Here is a 14973-nt window from a genome sequence, read left to right as displayed (position 1 = left end):
GGTTCTGACCCCTGCGCTCTTGACCGGCGCCACCAACAGGTCCACCTTGCACACGCCGAAGGTATCCCTCCCATCGCTGCGGCGCGGGGAGGGATTTAAACGGGAATCCGGTGAAGGCGCCTCGCGCGTCCATTCCGGAGCTGCCCCGCAGCGGTGAATGGAAACGAATCCCGCCAACAGCACTGGGCTCGCGCCTGGGAAGCGGCGGGTAGTAGGTGGGCTGCGGCCCGTGTCCATCAGCCCGAATACCGGCCCCGGCCGGGGGACACGACCGTCCCCTGACTCGACCTGGAATCTCCGCGGGGAGGTTGCCGGGGCCGTCGTCGTCCTGCGCGTGCAGGCGGCGTGGCCGCGCGCGTCCTGTTCACGGTATCCGGCCAGACCCGTTCACCCACGCGCTGAGCATGGGCCACCGCCGTTGCCGGCGGTCCATGCGGTACCTGACGATGACCGAGCTCCAACGCCCCACCCTGACCCTGCCCGCCGACGGCAAGCGCCTGCTGCTGCATTCGTGCTGCGCGCCCTGTTCCGGCGAAGTGATGGAGGCGATCACCGCCTCCGGGATCGACTACGCGATCTTCTTCTACAACCCCAACATCCACCCGGTGAAGGAGTACGAGCTGCGCAAGCAGGAGAACATCCGCTTCGCCGAGCAGCACGGCATTCCTTTCATCGACTGCGACTACGACACCGACAACTGGTTCAGCCGTGCACGCGGCATGGAAAACGAGCCCGAACGCGGTATCCGCTGCACGATGTGCTTCGACATGCGCTTCGAGCGCACTGCGCTGTACGCGCACGAGCACGGCTACGACACCATCAGTTCTTCGCTGGGCATCTCGCGCTGGAAGAACATGGCGCAGATCAACGACTGCGGCATCCGCGCCGCCTCGCGCTATGAAGGCCTGCAGTACTGGGACTACAACTGGCGCAAGGGCGGCGGTGCCAGCCGCATGATCGAGATCAGCAAGCGCGAGCAGTTCTACCAGCAGGAATACTGCGGCTGCGTGTACTCGCTGCGCGATGCCAACCGCCATCGCCGCGAGAATGGCCGCGAGCGGATCAAGATCGGCCTGCTTTACTACGGGCAGGACGCTGGGACGCCGCAGGACGATTGACGTGCAGGCATGGGGCGGCCACGCTGGTCGCCCCTTCTGTTGTACCGGAACTGCCATGACCGCCCTGCCCGCCGATGTCGCCCTGCTGGTGATCGACCTGCAGCCGGACTTCATGCCCGGTGGCGCCCTGGCCTGCGACCAGGGCGATGCGCTGGTGGCACCCATTGCCGATCTGCTGGTGCAGCGCCGCTACCGCACCGTGGTGGCAACACAGGACTGGCACCCGGCCGACCATGCCTCGTTCGCCAGCCAGCACCCCGGCCAACGCCCGTTCGAGACCATCCTGCTGCACGCGCAGCCGCAGACCCTGTGGCCGGACCACTGCGTGCAGGGCAGCGCCGGTGCCGCCCTGCACCCGGGCGTGGACTGGACCGTGGCCGACCTGATCCTGCGCAAGGGCACGCGCCAACAGGTGGATTCGTACAGCGCCTTCCGCGAGAACCACGGCCCCGATGGCGAGCGCCCGGCCACCGGCCTGGCCGGCTGGCTGCATGAACGCCGCATCCGCGAAGTGCACGTATGCGGCCTGGCCCGTGACTACTGCGTGCTGTGGAGCGCGCAGGACGCGGTGAAGTCCGGCTTCCGGGTGAAGTTCCTGTGGGAGCTGACCAAGCCGGTGACCGAAGCCAATGACGCGATGGTGCGCGAGGCGCTGGGCAAGGCGGGAATCGCGATCGTCTGAGGCGTGACCGCCGGGCATGGCCCGGCGCTACCGCGCACGTCGCTTATGCCGCCTGCGCGCTCCTGCCCACAAAAACACAATCGATTCATCCAGCCCCCCAACTACGCCCCCCTACAGATCGCGGGACGGCCGAACCGGGGGCTTTTCATTGGATGAAACCAGGATTCGGTAGTGCCGGCCGCTGGCCGGCAACCTCGGGACCTCTGCAGTTACCGGCCAGCGGCCGGCACTACCGGATAGCACCCGTGGTAGCGCCGGGCCATGCCCGGCGGACGCGGGATGGGCGATTACCGGAACACCACCGTGCGATGCCCATTGAGCAGGATGCGGTGCTCCACATGGCGGCGAACCGCGCGTGCCAGCACCAGCGATTCGGTATCGCTGCCCAGCCGCACCAGTTCACGCGGTGCCATCGCATGGTCCACGCGGGCCACGTCCTGTTCGATGATCGGGCCTTCGTCCAGGTCCTCGGTGACGTAGTGCGCGGTGGCGCCGATGATCTTGACCCCACGCGCGTGTGCCTGGTGGTACGGCTGCGCGCCCTTGAAGCTGGGCAGGAAGCTGTGGTGGATGTTGATGGCACGGCCGGCCAGCGCGCGGCACAGCGTGGGTGACAGGATCTGCATGTAGCGCGCCAGCACCACCAGGTCGATGCGTTCGCGCTCGACCAGGTCGATGATCTGCTGCTCCTGCACCGCGCGTGTATCGGCGGTCACCGGCAGGTGGTGGAACGGCACCTGGTAGGACGCCGCCAGCGGCGCAAAGTCGGCGTGGTTGGACGCCACTGCTGCGATGTCCACCTTCAGCTGGCCGCTGTGGGCGCGGAACAGCAGGTCGTTGAGGCAATGCCCCTGTTTGCTGACCAGCACCAGCAGCCGCGCGCGGCGTCGGCCATCGTGCAGCTGCCAGTCCATGCCGAAGCCTTCGGCAAGCGTGGCCATGGCCGCGTGCACGGTCTCCAGCGGCAGGCCGGCATCGCGATCGAAGTGCACGCGCAGGAAGAAGCGGCCACTCTCCTCATCGCCGAACTGCTGGGCGTCGAGGATGTTGCAGCCGTGGTCGAACAGCAGGCCGGACACGCGGTAGACGATGCCGGTGCGGTCGGGGCAGGACAGGGTAAGAATGGAATCGGGGCGCATCGCTACAGTGTAGGGCAGCGCCCTGCCCAGCGGCCGGATGATCACGGGTGCAACCGACCTGCTTGGTTCAGTACCAAGCGATACTTGGACCTTCCCGTGGCAAGCTGGTCGGTCATGAACCTGTTGCAACTGATCCGCAGCTTCACCCGCACCGCAGAGACCGGCAGCATTGCCGCCGCGGCCCGCATCCTTGGCATCAGCGCCACCGCGGTCGGCCAGAACATCAACCGGCTGGAGGCCCATCTGGGCGTACGGTTGCTGAACCGGAGTACGCGGCAGCTGGCCCTCAGCGAGGCCGGCGCGCTGTACCTGGCGCAGGTGCGCCACATCGAAGCCGACCTGGCGCGCGCGCAGGCGATGGTCACCGCCGGTGACATCGAACCGGCCGGGCCGCTGCGCATCGCCAGCAGCAGCGCCTTCGGTCGCCACGTGCTTGCCCCCTTGTTGCCTTCACTGCAGCAGCGCTACCCACAACTGCAGCTGGAGCTGCGCCTGACCGACCGCGCCGTGCAGCATGGGCCGGAAGCGGTGGATGCCAGCATCCGCATCGGGGCGCAGCTGGAGGATGGGGTGGTCGCGCGGCAGCTGGCGCGTGTTCCGTTCGTGTTCTGTGCCTCGCCGGCCTACCTGAAGGCGCACGGCGTCCCGCAACAGCCTTCCGATCTGGGCGGTCATCGCGGGTTGCTGCACCGCTTCCCCACCGATGGCCGGCCATTGCGCTGGGGCCTGCTGAAGGACGGCCAGCGCGTGGACGCCGCGCTGCCACCGAGCATGGTCTGCGATGACATCGATGCGCTGGCGACGCTGGCGGCGGCCGGTGCCGGCATCACCCGGCTGGCCGCATTCGTGGCCGAGCCGTACCTGCGCGATGGCCGCCTGCAGGCGGTGTTCGGCGCCGACACCGCGTGGCGCCCGGAACCGATGGAGGTCTACTTCTGCGTCAGCGACCGCCGCGATTTCACCGCCAAGATCCGCGCGCTGTTCGAACACCTTCAGGCCGGCATCGCGCCGGCCTGGCGGGTGTGAGCCTCAGCGCGTCTTGAACACGCCGCGCGCATCGCGCGGCTCGCAGCGCAGGTACTGTGGCGCCGGTTCCACGCTGTCGCGCAGTGCGGCAGCGGCATGCCACGGCCAGCGCGGGTCGTAGAGGACGCCGCGCGCCAGGGCCACGGCATCGGCGTGGCGATGGCGCAGGATCGATTCGGCCTGCTCGGGCTCGGTGATCATGCCCACGGCGATGACCGGCATGCGCACCTTGGCCTTGATCGCTGCCGCGAACGGCACCTGGTAGCCCGGACCGACGGTGATCTTCTGGCGTTCGTCCAGGCCACCGCTGGAGACATGCAGGAAATTGCAGCCGCGCGCGTCCAGCACCTGGGCCAGCGCTTCGCTCTGCACCAGATCCCAGCCGCCATCGACCCAGTCGCTGGCGGAGATGCGCACGCCCACGGCGACCTTGTCCGATACCGCCGCACGCACGGCGTCGAACACTTCCACCAGCAGGCGCAGGCGGTTCGGCAATGAGCCACCGTAGCCATCAGTGCGACGGTTGCTCAGCGGCGACAGGAACTGGTGCAGCAGGTAGCCGTGGGCGGCATGCAGCTCGATCAGCTCGAAGCCGAGGCGCTCGGCACGCACCGCACTGGCGGCGAAGGCGGCGATGACCTCGGCGATGCCGGCCTCGTCCAGTTCCTGCGGTGCCGGATCGGCGGCGTGGAACGGCAGCGGCGACGGCGCCACGGTGGCCCAGCCACGCGCATCGTCGGCCGGCAGCTGGCCACCGCCGTCCCAAGGGCGGTTCACCGAGGCCTTGCGACCGGCATGGCCGAGCTGGATGCCCAGCGGCATCGGCGACCAGCGGCGGACGCTGGCCAGTACCTGTGCCAACGCGGCCTCGGTGCCGTCATCCCAAAGGCCCAGGTCGGCCCAGCTGATGCGGCCACGCGGCTCGACTGCGGTGGCTTCCAGGATCAGCAGGCCGGCGCCGGATTGCGCCAGGTTGCCCAGGTGCATGGCATGCCAGTCGCTGGCGCGGCCGTCTTCGGCGGAGTACTGGCACATCGGCGCGACGACGATGCGGTTGGACAGGGTCAGGGGGCCGAACGAGATCGGCGAAAACAGCTGGCTCAAGACAGTGATGGACGACGTAGGGGATGCGTATTGCACCGCCGCACGGCTCCGGGATCAACCATCTGGATGGATCGCTGTTTCGCGGCGGCGGGTGGCCTGTAGAGTCGACTGACAGTCGACTCTACCCAGCCGATGGTTCGATAACCGACGCCAGCGCCTCAGCACAATCGCGTTCATCCTTGAACTGCAGCAGGTCGTCTGCACGGGTGCGGCCACGGTTCAGCGCCGCCACCGGCAGTCCTGCTTTGGCCGCCGCCTGCACGAAGCGGAAGCCGGAATAGACCATCAGCGACGAGCCCACCACCAGCACGGCGTCGGCCTGCTGCAGGTGCTCGTGCACCGCCTCCACCCGCTCGCGGGGCACGTTTTCGCCGAAAAACACCACGTCCGGCTTCAACACCCCGCCGCAGTGCGGGCACCCGGGTACCACGAAGCTGGAGAAATCGGTCTCCAGATCGGCGTCGCCATCAGGCGCGACGCCGGCCTCCAGCGCGTCCCAGCCGGGGTTGGCGTCCAGCAGGCGCTGCTGGAAGTCCTCGCGGCCACTGCGGCGCTCGCAGCCCATGCAGCGCACCAGGTCCAGGCGGCCATGCAGGTCGATCACGTTACGGCTGCCGGCGCGCTGGTGCAGACCGTCCACGTTCTGGGTCAGCAGCACCTGCAGCTTGCCACGGCTTTCCAGTGCGGCCAGGGCCTGGTGGGTACCGTTGGGCCGGGCCAGGCCGAAGCGCGGCCAGCCCAGCAGGCTGCGCGCCCAGTAGCGCTGGCGGGTAGCCGTCTCGCTCATGAAGGCCTGGTAGGTCACCGGTGGCGTGCGTTTCCACTGGCCGTCGCTATCGCGGTAATCGGGAATGCCCGAGGCGGTGCTGCAGCCGGCGCCGGTCAGCACGAACAGGCGCTGGGCGCGGTCGATGAAGTCGGTCAGTGGCGGGGTCATGGCTGCCAGATGGGGGCGCCGCAGCGCCCCTGCAAGCGCCGGTCGGTTGTCCGGGTCAGGCCGCCGGCAGCGGCGGCACCGCGATCGGGTGGCCTTCCTCGTCCAGCGCGATCATCACGAAGTGGCCGCGGGTGCACAGCTTGCGCTCGCCGCTGTGCAGGTCTTCGGCGACCAGTTCCACCTCCACCTTCATCGAGCTGCGGCCGACTTCAACGATGCGGCCGATGGTTTCCACCATCTGGCCGATGCGGATCGGCAGTTTGAAGTCGACCTGGTCGCTGCGCGCGGTCACCACGGTACGGCGCGAGTAGCGGGCGGCGGCCAGGAATGCGGCCTTGTCCATCCACGCCAGTGCCTGGCCACCGAACAGGGTGCCAAGGTGGTTGGTATGGTTGGGGAAGACGATTTCGGCCATGCGCACTTCGATGGGCGGCACGGTCTCGGGGATCGGGGTCATGGGGGAGCTTCAGTGTGGGGTGCTGCGGATTCTAAGCGACCGGCGTGACGGCCATCGGAATGCACGTGCAACGGTCACCCGGCAGCGGTGCCTGCGCAGGTCGCGCCTGCAGCAGGCGTTACACTGCGCCACGCCCACTGCCAGGACCTCCCATGCCCGCCACTTCCGACCTGCTGGCCTTTGCGCTGGTTTCGCTGGCCATGGTGCTCACGCCCGGGCCGAACATGATCTACGTCATCTCGCGCTCGATCTGCCAGGGGCCGATGGCGGGACTGATCTCGCTGGGCGGGGTGGCACTGGGCTTCGTGTTCTACATGCTGTGCGCGGCATTGGGCATCACCGCCCTGCTGATGACCGTACCGTTCGCCTACGACGCGCTGCGCATCGGTGGCGCGCTGTACCTGCTGTACCTGGCCTGGCAGGCGCTCAAGCCCGGTGGCCGTTCGCCGTTCGCGGTGCGCGAACTGCCGCAGGACAGCCCGCGCAAGCTGTTCACGATGGGATTCCTGACCAATCTGCTGAACCCGAAAGTGGCGGTGATGTACCTGTCGCTGCTGCCGCAGTTCCTGCACCCGGACAGCGAAGGCAGCGTGCTGATGCAGTCGATCGTGCTGGGCTCCACCCAGATCCTGGTCAGCGTCAGCGTGAACGGCATGATCGCGCTGACCGCCGGCAGCATCGCCGGCTTCCTGGCCGCACGCCCCACCTGGCAGATGGTGCAGCGCTGGCTGATGGGCACGGTGCTGGCCGGACTGGCGGTGCGCATGGCGGTGGAAGGGCGGCGCTGATCGCGGCGTGCCCTCCAGGCGATACGCCCGGCCCCGTAGTCAGAACAGTTCAGCGTGGTAGAAGCTCGGTTGTGCCGACCAGGCCTTGATATCGCCACATTGCGGCACGCTGGTGTAGTACAGGCGGATGGGTATGGCGGAGACCTTCGCACTCATCAGCATGGCGTAGGTTGCCTTGCAGACCTCGGGCGGCATGCTGAAGTCGCCTTTGCTGACGATGTTGCAGACCGCGTGGATGGGCGAGACGGTGGTCGCCACGAACACCTTGCCGCTGGCATCGATGGAAACGTTGGTCACCTTGGAATCGCAGTTCGTGCCATGGGCGAGGGGCGGACAGGCGACCAGGACGGCGAACAGTCCCCCCATCCACCCACGAAACACGGTCCTGCGGGTTGCTGTTCCAGGCACTGCAGTCTCCATTGCGACCTCCGGGGTCCATTCAGTTGCGCCACCATGGCAGGACCACGCGCACGGAAACCCGGCGCTGGGATTGTCCACGCGTCATTCCTGCAGTCGCTTTCCCTTTTCCTCCAGGCCCGGCAGGGGTACGACGCACTGCCGCCACTGGTGTCCAGCGAGAATAGCTCATCCTTCTGATGCGCAACGAAAAACCCCGGCATTGGCCGGGGTTCTTCGTTGCGACAGGCCGGGCCGGTTCGATCAGAAGTTCATGTCGAAGGCGACTTCGCCCTGCACGCCGACCTGGTAGGCCGAGACGCGGCGTTCGAAGAAGTTGGTCAGCTCCTGCACGTCCTGCAGTTCCATGAACGGCAGCGGGTTGCGCACGTTGTACTTCTTTTCCATGCCCAGCTTGGCGAAGTGCTGGTCGGCACAGTGCTGCAGGTACTGGCGCATGTCGCGGGTGGAGATGCCGGCCACGCCGCCGGACAGCACGTCCTCGGCGAACTGCACTTCGCATTCGATGGCTTCGGCCAGCATGTCGTAGACCTGCTGCTTCATCTCTTCGTCGAACAGGTCCGGTTCTTCCTCACGCACCACGCGCACCGACTCGAACGCGAACTCCATGTGCGCGCTCTCGTCGCGGAACACCCAGTTGGTGCCCGAGGCCAGGCCCGGCAGCAGGCCGCGCGAACGGAAGTAGTACACGTAGGCAAAGGCCGCGAAGAAGAACAGGCCTTCGATGCAGGCGGCGAAGCAGATCTGGTTGAGCAGGAACTGGCGGCGCTGTTCGCGGGTCTCGATGCGGGTCAGGCTCTGGATCGAGTCGATCCACTTGAAGCAGAAATCGGCCTTCTTCTTGATCGAGTCGATGTTCTCCACCGCCGAGAACGCCTTGGCGCGCTCTTCCGGATCCGGCAGGTAGTTGTCGAGCAGGGTCAGGTAGAACTGCACGTGCAGCGCTTCTTCATACAGCTGGCGCGACAGGTACATGCGCGCTTCCGGCGCATTGAGATGCTGGTACAGGTTCAGCACCAGGTTGTTGGAGACGATCGAGTCGCCGGTGGCGAAAAACGCGACCAGGCGGTGGATCAGGTGGCGCTCGCCCGGCGACATCTTGCTGTGCAGGTCGGTGATGTCGATCTGGAAGTTGATCTCTTCCACCGTCCAGGTGTTCTTGATCGCGTTCCGGTACATGTCATAGAACTGCGGGTAGCGCATCGGGCGCAGGGTCAGTTCAAAACCGGGATCGAGCAGCATCTGCTTGGGCTTGTCGGCCATGGGTGTTTCCTTGAATTCCTGGGTGAGCCGCCGGGCGTGGCCCGGCGCTACCGTGGGTGTTTTTCCGCAGCCGAGCATGGCTCGGCTCTACAGGTGCGAGGTGTTCGAGTGCCGACCAACGGTCGGCACCCACCGCGCGGTGTGTTACTGGCAGGCCTCGCAGGCTTCCGGGTTTTCCAGCGAGCAGGCGATGGCTTCGTCCGGGCTGAATACCTTGGCCGGGGCCGCAGCGCTCACCGTGGTCTTGGCGATCTTGGTGGCCGGGCGCGAACGCAGGTAGTAGGTGGTCTTGATGCCCTGCTTCCAGGCGTACATGTACATGGAGGACATCGCGCCGATGTTCGGGCTTTCCATGAACAGGTTGAGCGAGGCCGACTGGTCGATGAAGGCGCCACGCTCGGCGGCCATGTCGATCAGCGAACGCATCGGCAGTTCCCACGCGGTGCGGTAGACCTCGCGCAGCGTTTCCGGAATCTGCGCCACGCCGGCGATGGAACCTTCGGCCAGCTTGATGGCATCGCGCATTTCCGGCGTCCACAGGCCCAGCTTCTTCAGCTCGTTCACCAGGTAACGGTTGACCTGCAGGAAGTCACCGGACAGGGTTTCGCGCTTGAACAGGTTGGACACCTGCGGCTCGACGCACTCGTAGCAGCCGGCGATCGAGGCGATGGTCGCGGTCGGCGCAATCGCGATCATCAGCGAATTGCGCAGGCCGTGTTCCTTGATGCGGGCGCGCAGGGCGTCCCAGCGTGCGGTGTCTTCCGGCACCACGTTCCAGGCGTCGAACTGCAGTTCGCCACTGGCGGCGCGGGTGTCGTTGAACGACGGGTGCTTGCCACGTTCCTGGGCCAGCTCGCAGGAGGTTTCCAGCGCGTGGAAGTAGATCGCTTCGGCAATCTTCTTCGACAGGGCGCGGGCTTCGGCGCTGTCGAACGGCAGGCGCTTGCGGAAGAACACGTCCTGCAGGCCCATGCAGCCCAGGCCGACCGGACGCCAGCGCAGGTTGGCGCGGCGGGCGGTTTCGATCGGGTAGAAGTTCAGGTCGATGACGCGGTCGAGCTGGCGCACGGCCAGGCGCACGGTCTCGGCCAGCTTCTCGAAATCGAACTCGTTGTGCTCGTCGAAGTGGTTGCCCAGGTTGATCGAACCCAGGTTGCACACCGCGGTTTCATCGTTGGAGGTGACTTCCAGGATTTCCGTGCACAGGTTGGACAGGTGGATCACGTTGCCTGGACGCAGGGTCTGGTTGCTGGCGCGGTTGCACTTGTCCTTGAAGGTCATCCAGCCGTTGCCGGTCTCGGCCAGCGTACGCATCATGCGGGCGTACAGCTTGCGGGCGGAGATGGTGCGGTTGGCCTTGCCCTGGGCTTCGGCCTGCAGGTAGGCGGCCTCGAAGGCTTCGCCGAACAGGTCGGTGAACTCCGGCACGACGCGCGGATCGAACAGCGACCATTCCTGGTCGGCTTCGACACGCTTCATGAACAGGTCCGGCACCCAGTTGGCCAGGTTCAGGTTGTGCGCGCGGCGGGCTTCGTCACCGGTGTTGTCACGCAGCTCGAGGAAGTCCTCGATGTCGGCGTGCCAGGTTTCCAGGTACACGCAGGCCGCGCCCTTGCGCTTGCCACCCTGGTTCACTGCGGCCACGGACGAATCCATGGTCTTCAGCCACGGCACGATGCCGTTGGAGTGGCCGTTGGTCGACTTGATGAGCGAACCACGCGAACGCACGCGGGTGTAGCTGACGCCGATGCCGCCGGAGAACTTCGACAGCTGGGCGATGTCGCCGTACTTGGAGTAGATCGACTCCAGCGAGTCCTGCGGCGAGTCCAGCAGGAAGCACGAGGACAGCTGCTCGTGGGTGGTGCCGGAATTGAACAGGGTCGGGCTGGACGGCAGGTAGTCCAGGTTGCCCATGCGCTTGTACAGCGCCAGGGTCTCGGACACGTCCTCACTCAGCGCGCTGGCGATGCGCAGGAAGAACTGCTGCGGGGTCTCGATCACCTTGCGGGTGTGCGGGTGGCGCAGCAGGTAACGGTCGTACAGGGTACGCAGGCCGAAGTAATCGAAGTTCAGGTCCAGCGAGATGTCGATGGCATCGTTGAGCTTGCGCGCGTTGGTCTGCACGAAGTTCAGCAGGCGGTCGTTGATCAGACCGACTTCATGGCCACGGCTGACCGACTGCGAGAAGGCGTAGATTTCCTGGCCCGAGACTTCCTTGGCAATGTAGTTGGCCAGAAGGCGCGCAGCCAGGCGGCCGTACTCGGGCTCTTCACCGATCAGCAGGGCGGCGGTGCGGATGGACAGTTCGTCCAGCTCGCGGGTGGTGGCGCCGTTGTACAGGCCGGAAATGGTGCGGGTGGCCACGCGCATCGGATCGACGGCGTGCAGGCCTTCGGAGGAACGCTGCACCGCGCGCACGATCTTGTTCAGGTCCACCAGTTCGGTCGTGCCATTGCGCTTGGTCACACTCATCGCGTTGGCCGTCGGCGGCGACGTCAACAGGAATTCGCTTTCCTTCTCGATGGTGGCGCTGGATTCGGTGGTCACGGCGTGTGTCCTCTTGGCGTGATTGGTGGGTGCTCGATGCATCGGGTGACGCAGCCCGGGACATGACAGCCCAGGATGGCAGGACGGCGTCGCAGCGGATGAGACCCTGCGCCTGCCACTGCCGTTGACGATCGCGGATGGGTACCCGGGCATCCCTGAAATTGGGGTTGCTGCGACCGACGGCCACAAGATAGTGGGGGTGATGGGGCCCGTCAACGCCAAATGTAGTGAAATTCGGCAATCCCTTGCGCCGCAAGGATCGTGCCGCCGGCGTCCGGATCAGACGCTTCAGACCTGCCGGAACGGGCTGCGCAGTCAAGCCCGAAAGGCGTCATTGCGGTGGTACAACGCACCGCGAAAACGGAACAATGACAGCTTCACATGACAGTGATGAAACTGGCTAGGGACAACCCTGTGGATAGGTGGTGGGCAGCCGGTGGGAATCCGGTGGACGCCGGGACCGCCCGCCGGGCAGCGACCCGAGGCTGCATGTGTCGGCCAGGCCGGAGCAGCGGCCGCAGGGAAACGCCGTTGCACCCTTCCCCCGATCATTGCCGGCCAGCGGCCGGCACTACCGGAATCCCAGGGGGGTCGTGCCGGCCGCTGGCCGGCAACGTACGCCCGCAGGCCCCTCACGCCCGGTGCGGGGTACCCAGGTACTCGGCGCTCTGCATTTCGATCAGGCGCGAGGCGGTGCGTTCGAAAGCGCCCTGCAGGCGCTGGCCGGTGTACAGCTCGATCGGCGAGGTGCTGGCGGTGCAGACCAGGTTGACGTGGCGGTCGTACAGCTCGTCGATCAGGTTGACGAAGCGGCGCGCGGCATCTTCGTTCAGGCGGTCGAAGGCGGGAATGCCGCCCAGCAGCACCGTGTTGAACTCGTGCGCGATCTCGATGTAATCCGAGGGCCCGCGCGGGCCTTCGCACAGCGCGGCGAAATCGAACCAGGCGATGCTCTTGCCGCGGCCGCGGACCGGGATCTTACGGCCCTCGATCTCGATGTTGCCGGTCTTGGCCGGCTGGCCACCACTCAGTTCGTTCCAGCGCGTGGCCAGCCATTGATCGCTGTCGGCAGCCAGCGGTGCGCGGTACACCGGCGAGCGGGTCAGCGCGCGCATGCGGTAATCCTCGGTACCTTCGGCGTACAGCTCGACGCAGAAGCGCTGCAGCAGGCCAATGGCCGGCAGGAAGCTCTCGCGCTGCAGGCCGTTGAGGTACAGGTTCTCCACTGCGGTGTTGGAGGTGGTGACCAGGGTCACGCCCTCGGCAAACAGGCGCTCCAGCAGCCGCGCCAGCAGCATCGCATCGCCGATGTCGGTGACGAAGAATTCGTCCAGCACCAGCACGCGCAGGTTGCTGCGCCATTCCTGGGCGATCTTCGCCAGCGGGTCGCTCTGGCCCTGGTGCTCGCGCAGGCGCTCATGGACGCTGCGCATGAAGCGGTGGAAATGGGTGCGGTACTTCTGCTTGATCGGCAGCCCGTCGTAGAACAGATCAACCAGGAAGGTCTTGCCGCGGCCGACGCCGCCCCAGAAGTACAGGCCCTTGACCGGCTCGGGCTTCTTCCAGAACGAGGACAGGCGGTCCAGCCAACCGTCCTCGGCACTGTCCAGCAGGCCCAGGTGGATGCGGTCCAGCTCGGCCAGCGCCGCATGCTGGGCCGGGTCGTTCTGCCAGTCGCCACGGGCAACCCCTTCCGCGTACCGCTGCGACGGGATCAGCTCGGTTGCACTCATGCCGCCGCGCCCAGCCAGTGCTTCACGCCGTGGGTCAGCGCGCCGCGCAGGTCGATCAGCTTGCGGTGGAAGAAGTGGCTGGTCTCGGGCATGCGCACCAGCTCATGCGGGAAATCCAGCGAGTCCAGCCACTGGTAGACAGCCTGCGGGTCGACGATCTCGTCCTGCTCGCCCTGGATCACCAGCCAACGGGCCGGCGGGGCGATGCCATCGAAGTCCCAGCGGCCGGCCGGCGGCGCGATCGAGATCAGCGCTTCCGGCTGCAACTCGGCCGCGGCCTTCAGTGAAACGAACGCGCCAAAGCTGAAACCGGCCAGCCACAGGCGGTCGTCCGGACGCTGGCTGCGCACCCAGGCGGCGACGGCCTTCAGGTCGTGCTGCTCGCCCACGCCATGGTCGAACTCACCGGCCGAACCACCCACGCTGCGGAAGTTGAAGCGCACCGTGGCGATGCCCAGCTCGCGCAGGGTGGTGGCGGTCATGGTGACCACCTTGTTGTGCAGGGTGCCGCCTTCGGTGGACAGCGGATGGCAGATGATGGCCACGATCGGCTGCACCGGCACATCGGCCTTGGGCAGGTCGACGACCACTTCCAGCGGGCCGGCCGGGCCGTCCAGTTCGAGGCAGGCGGTTTCGCCGGGGGCGACGGGGAACGAGTGCTTGTGCATGGCACCATGATACCGTCCCCCGCCCCTGCCCTGTGCCCGTCCCATGCTCTACCTGTCTTTGGCCGTGATCTGCAGCGTGCTGGTTTCGGTGTTGTTGAAGGTGGCCGGACGCCGCCAGCTGGATGTTTCGCAGATGGTCACCTGGAACTATCTGGTGGCGGCAACGCTCACCGCCGTGGTGCTGCAGCCGCCGCTGGATTCGCTGCGCGCGCCGCACGCGCCGTGGCTGTCATTGCTGGCGCTGGCGGTGGTGCTGCCCTCGATTTTCCTGGTGCTGGGCCGCGCGGTGGCGGTGGCCGGCATCGTCCGCAGCGACGTGGCGCAGCGGCTGTCGCTGCTGCTGTCATTGGCGGCCGCCTTCCTGTTCTTCGGCCAGACTGCCACGCCGTGGAAGCTGGCCGGGCTCGGCCTGGGCCTGCTGGCGATGGTGGCGATCAGCCTGCGCCCACGCGGGCCGGTGGTCGCGTCCTCGCCCGGCGGCTGGGGCTGGCTGCTGGGGGTATGGGCTGGGTTTGCGGTGGTGGACGTGCTGCTCAAGCAGGTGGCGCTGTCCGGCACGCCGTCGATGGCGGCGGTGCTCGCCAGCTTCAGCGTGGCCTTCGTGCTGATGCTGGCGCTGCAGCTGTGGCGGCATGCGCGTGGCCGCAGCCGGCTGGCCTGGCGCAACCTGGGCGCGGGCGCGCTGCTGGGCCTGCTCAATGGCGGCAACATTCTCTTCTATGTGCACGCGCACCAGTCGATGCCGGACAGCCCGGCCACCGTGTTCGCCGGCATGAACATCGGCGTGGTGGTGCTGGGCGCGCTGGTGGGCGTGTTCGCCTTCGGCGAGGCCACCACGAAGTGGAACCGCGCCGGCCTGGCGCTGGCGGTGCTGGCGATCGGACTGATCGCCTGGGGGTGAGCGTTGGTTGCGGCGGGCCATTTCCGCGCCCGCGGTGGGATGTCACTTTTCTTTTCGCGCGAAAAGAAAAGTAACCAAAAGAAACGCGCCGCCAGCCGCGAGCCGGTGCTGTGCACCGGTTCCCTGCGCTTCTCGGTGAATCAGGGGACAGCGCCGAACTCGCTGCGCTCAAACATCGGCGCCTCTTCGCCCC

Annotated in this window: 14 protein-coding genes and 1 riboswitch; of the genes, 5 read left to right on the top strand and 9 right to left on the bottom strand. The window is 66.8% G+C overall.

Annotated elements, in window-relative coordinates; genetic code table 11:
- The first annotated feature begins 41 nt into the window (after positions 1-41).
- Positions 42-271, top strand: a riboswitch (cobalamin riboswitch).
- Between the two features lie 160 nt (positions 272-431).
- Positions 432-1118 (top strand): epoxyqueuosine reductase QueH, encoded by a 687-nt coding sequence (locus tag AC5P9F_RS14030; RefSeq protein WP_005407678.1) that lies wholly within the window; start codon positions 432-434, stop codon positions 1116-1118.
- Positions 1119-1173: 55 nt separating this feature from the next.
- Positions 1174-1800, top strand: a complete 627-nt coding sequence (pncA, locus tag AC5P9F_RS14025; RefSeq protein ID WP_060381061.1) for a bifunctional nicotinamidase/pyrazinamidase — start codon at positions 1174-1176, stop codon at positions 1798-1800.
- A gap of 287 nt (positions 1801-2087) precedes the next feature.
- On the opposite strand, the gene purU is transcribed toward pncA, so the two are convergent.
- Entirely contained in the window at positions 2088-2939 is an 852-nt protein-coding gene (gene purU / locus AC5P9F_RS14020; protein WP_005411937.1) for a formyltetrahydrofolate deformylase, read from the bottom strand.
- Positions 2940-3053: 114 nt separating this feature from the next.
- On the opposite strand from purU, the gene AC5P9F_RS14015 reads away from it, so the two are divergent.
- A complete protein-coding gene (locus AC5P9F_RS14015) occupies positions 3054-3965 on the top strand; it encodes a LysR family transcriptional regulator (protein ID WP_012478804.1) in 912 nt (303 codons plus the stop codon).
- 3 nt (positions 3966-3968) lie between these two features.
- Here the strand turns inward: AC5P9F_RS14015 and AC5P9F_RS14010 are convergent, their stop codons facing one another.
- From AC5P9F_RS14010 to AC5P9F_RS14000, 3 genes are all read right to left on the bottom strand, one after another.
- Positions 3969-5069, bottom strand: coding sequence for an NADH:flavin oxidoreductase/NADH oxidase (locus AC5P9F_RS14010; protein WP_100438226.1), 1101 nt, complete (start codon positions 5067-5069; stop codon positions 3969-3971).
- 121 nt (positions 5070-5190) lie between these two features.
- A complete protein-coding gene (locus tag AC5P9F_RS14005) occupies positions 5191-6006 on the bottom strand; it encodes an NAD-dependent protein deacetylase (protein WP_100438225.1) in 816 nt (271 codons plus the stop codon).
- A 55-nt stretch (positions 6007-6061) separates the two neighbouring features.
- Entirely contained in the window at positions 6062-6463 is a 402-nt protein-coding gene (locus AC5P9F_RS14000) for an acyl-CoA thioesterase (RefSeq protein WP_005407672.1), read from the bottom strand.
- 152 nt (positions 6464-6615) lie between these two features.
- Here AC5P9F_RS14000 and AC5P9F_RS13995 point away from each other — a divergent pair, with 152 nt between their 5' ends.
- Positions 6616-7251, top strand: a complete 636-nt coding sequence (locus AC5P9F_RS13995) for a LysE family translocator (protein ID WP_005407671.1) — start codon at positions 6616-6618, stop codon at positions 7249-7251.
- 39 nt (positions 7252-7290) lie between these two features.
- On the opposite strand, the gene AC5P9F_RS13990 is transcribed toward AC5P9F_RS13995, so the two are convergent.
- The 5 genes from AC5P9F_RS13990 to AC5P9F_RS13970 form a co-directional block, all read right to left on the bottom strand.
- On the bottom strand, positions 7291-7548 hold the full coding sequence (locus AC5P9F_RS13990; RefSeq protein ID WP_005411932.1) for a hypothetical protein: 258 nt from the start codon (positions 7546-7548) through the stop codon (positions 7291-7293).
- 363 nt (positions 7549-7911) lie between these two features.
- Positions 7912-8931 (bottom strand): ribonucleotide-diphosphate reductase subunit beta, encoded by a 1020-nt coding sequence (locus tag AC5P9F_RS13985; protein WP_005407669.1) that lies wholly within the window; start codon positions 8929-8931, stop codon positions 7912-7914.
- Between the two features lie 144 nt (positions 8932-9075).
- A complete protein-coding gene (locus tag AC5P9F_RS13980) occupies positions 9076-11478 on the bottom strand; it encodes a ribonucleoside-diphosphate reductase subunit alpha (protein WP_005407668.1) in 2403 nt (800 codons plus the stop codon).
- Between the two features lie 632 nt (positions 11479-12110).
- Complete coding sequence (gene zapE, locus AC5P9F_RS13975) at positions 12111-13211, bottom strand: cell division protein ZapE (protein ID WP_274850013.1); 1101 nt, start codon at positions 13209-13211, stop codon at positions 12111-12113.
- A complete protein-coding gene (locus AC5P9F_RS13970; protein WP_060380667.1) occupies positions 13208-13879 on the bottom strand; it encodes an alpha/beta hydrolase in 672 nt (223 codons plus the stop codon). The genes zapE and AC5P9F_RS13970 overlap by 4 nt, the downstream gene beginning before the upstream one ends.
- A gap of 43 nt (positions 13880-13922) precedes the next feature.
- On the opposite strand from AC5P9F_RS13970, the gene AC5P9F_RS13965 reads away from it, so the two are divergent.
- A complete protein-coding gene (locus AC5P9F_RS13965) occupies positions 13923-14780 on the top strand; it encodes an EamA family transporter (protein ID WP_133050854.1) in 858 nt (285 codons plus the stop codon).
- Positions 14781-14973: the final 193 nt, after the last annotated feature.

The sequence above is a fragment of the Stenotrophomonas sp. YJH_SMC_4 genome (genome assembly GCF_059371575.1).
The sequence above is the reverse complement of the archived record's forward strand: the minus strand, read 5'-3'. Positions and strand labels throughout refer to the sequence as shown.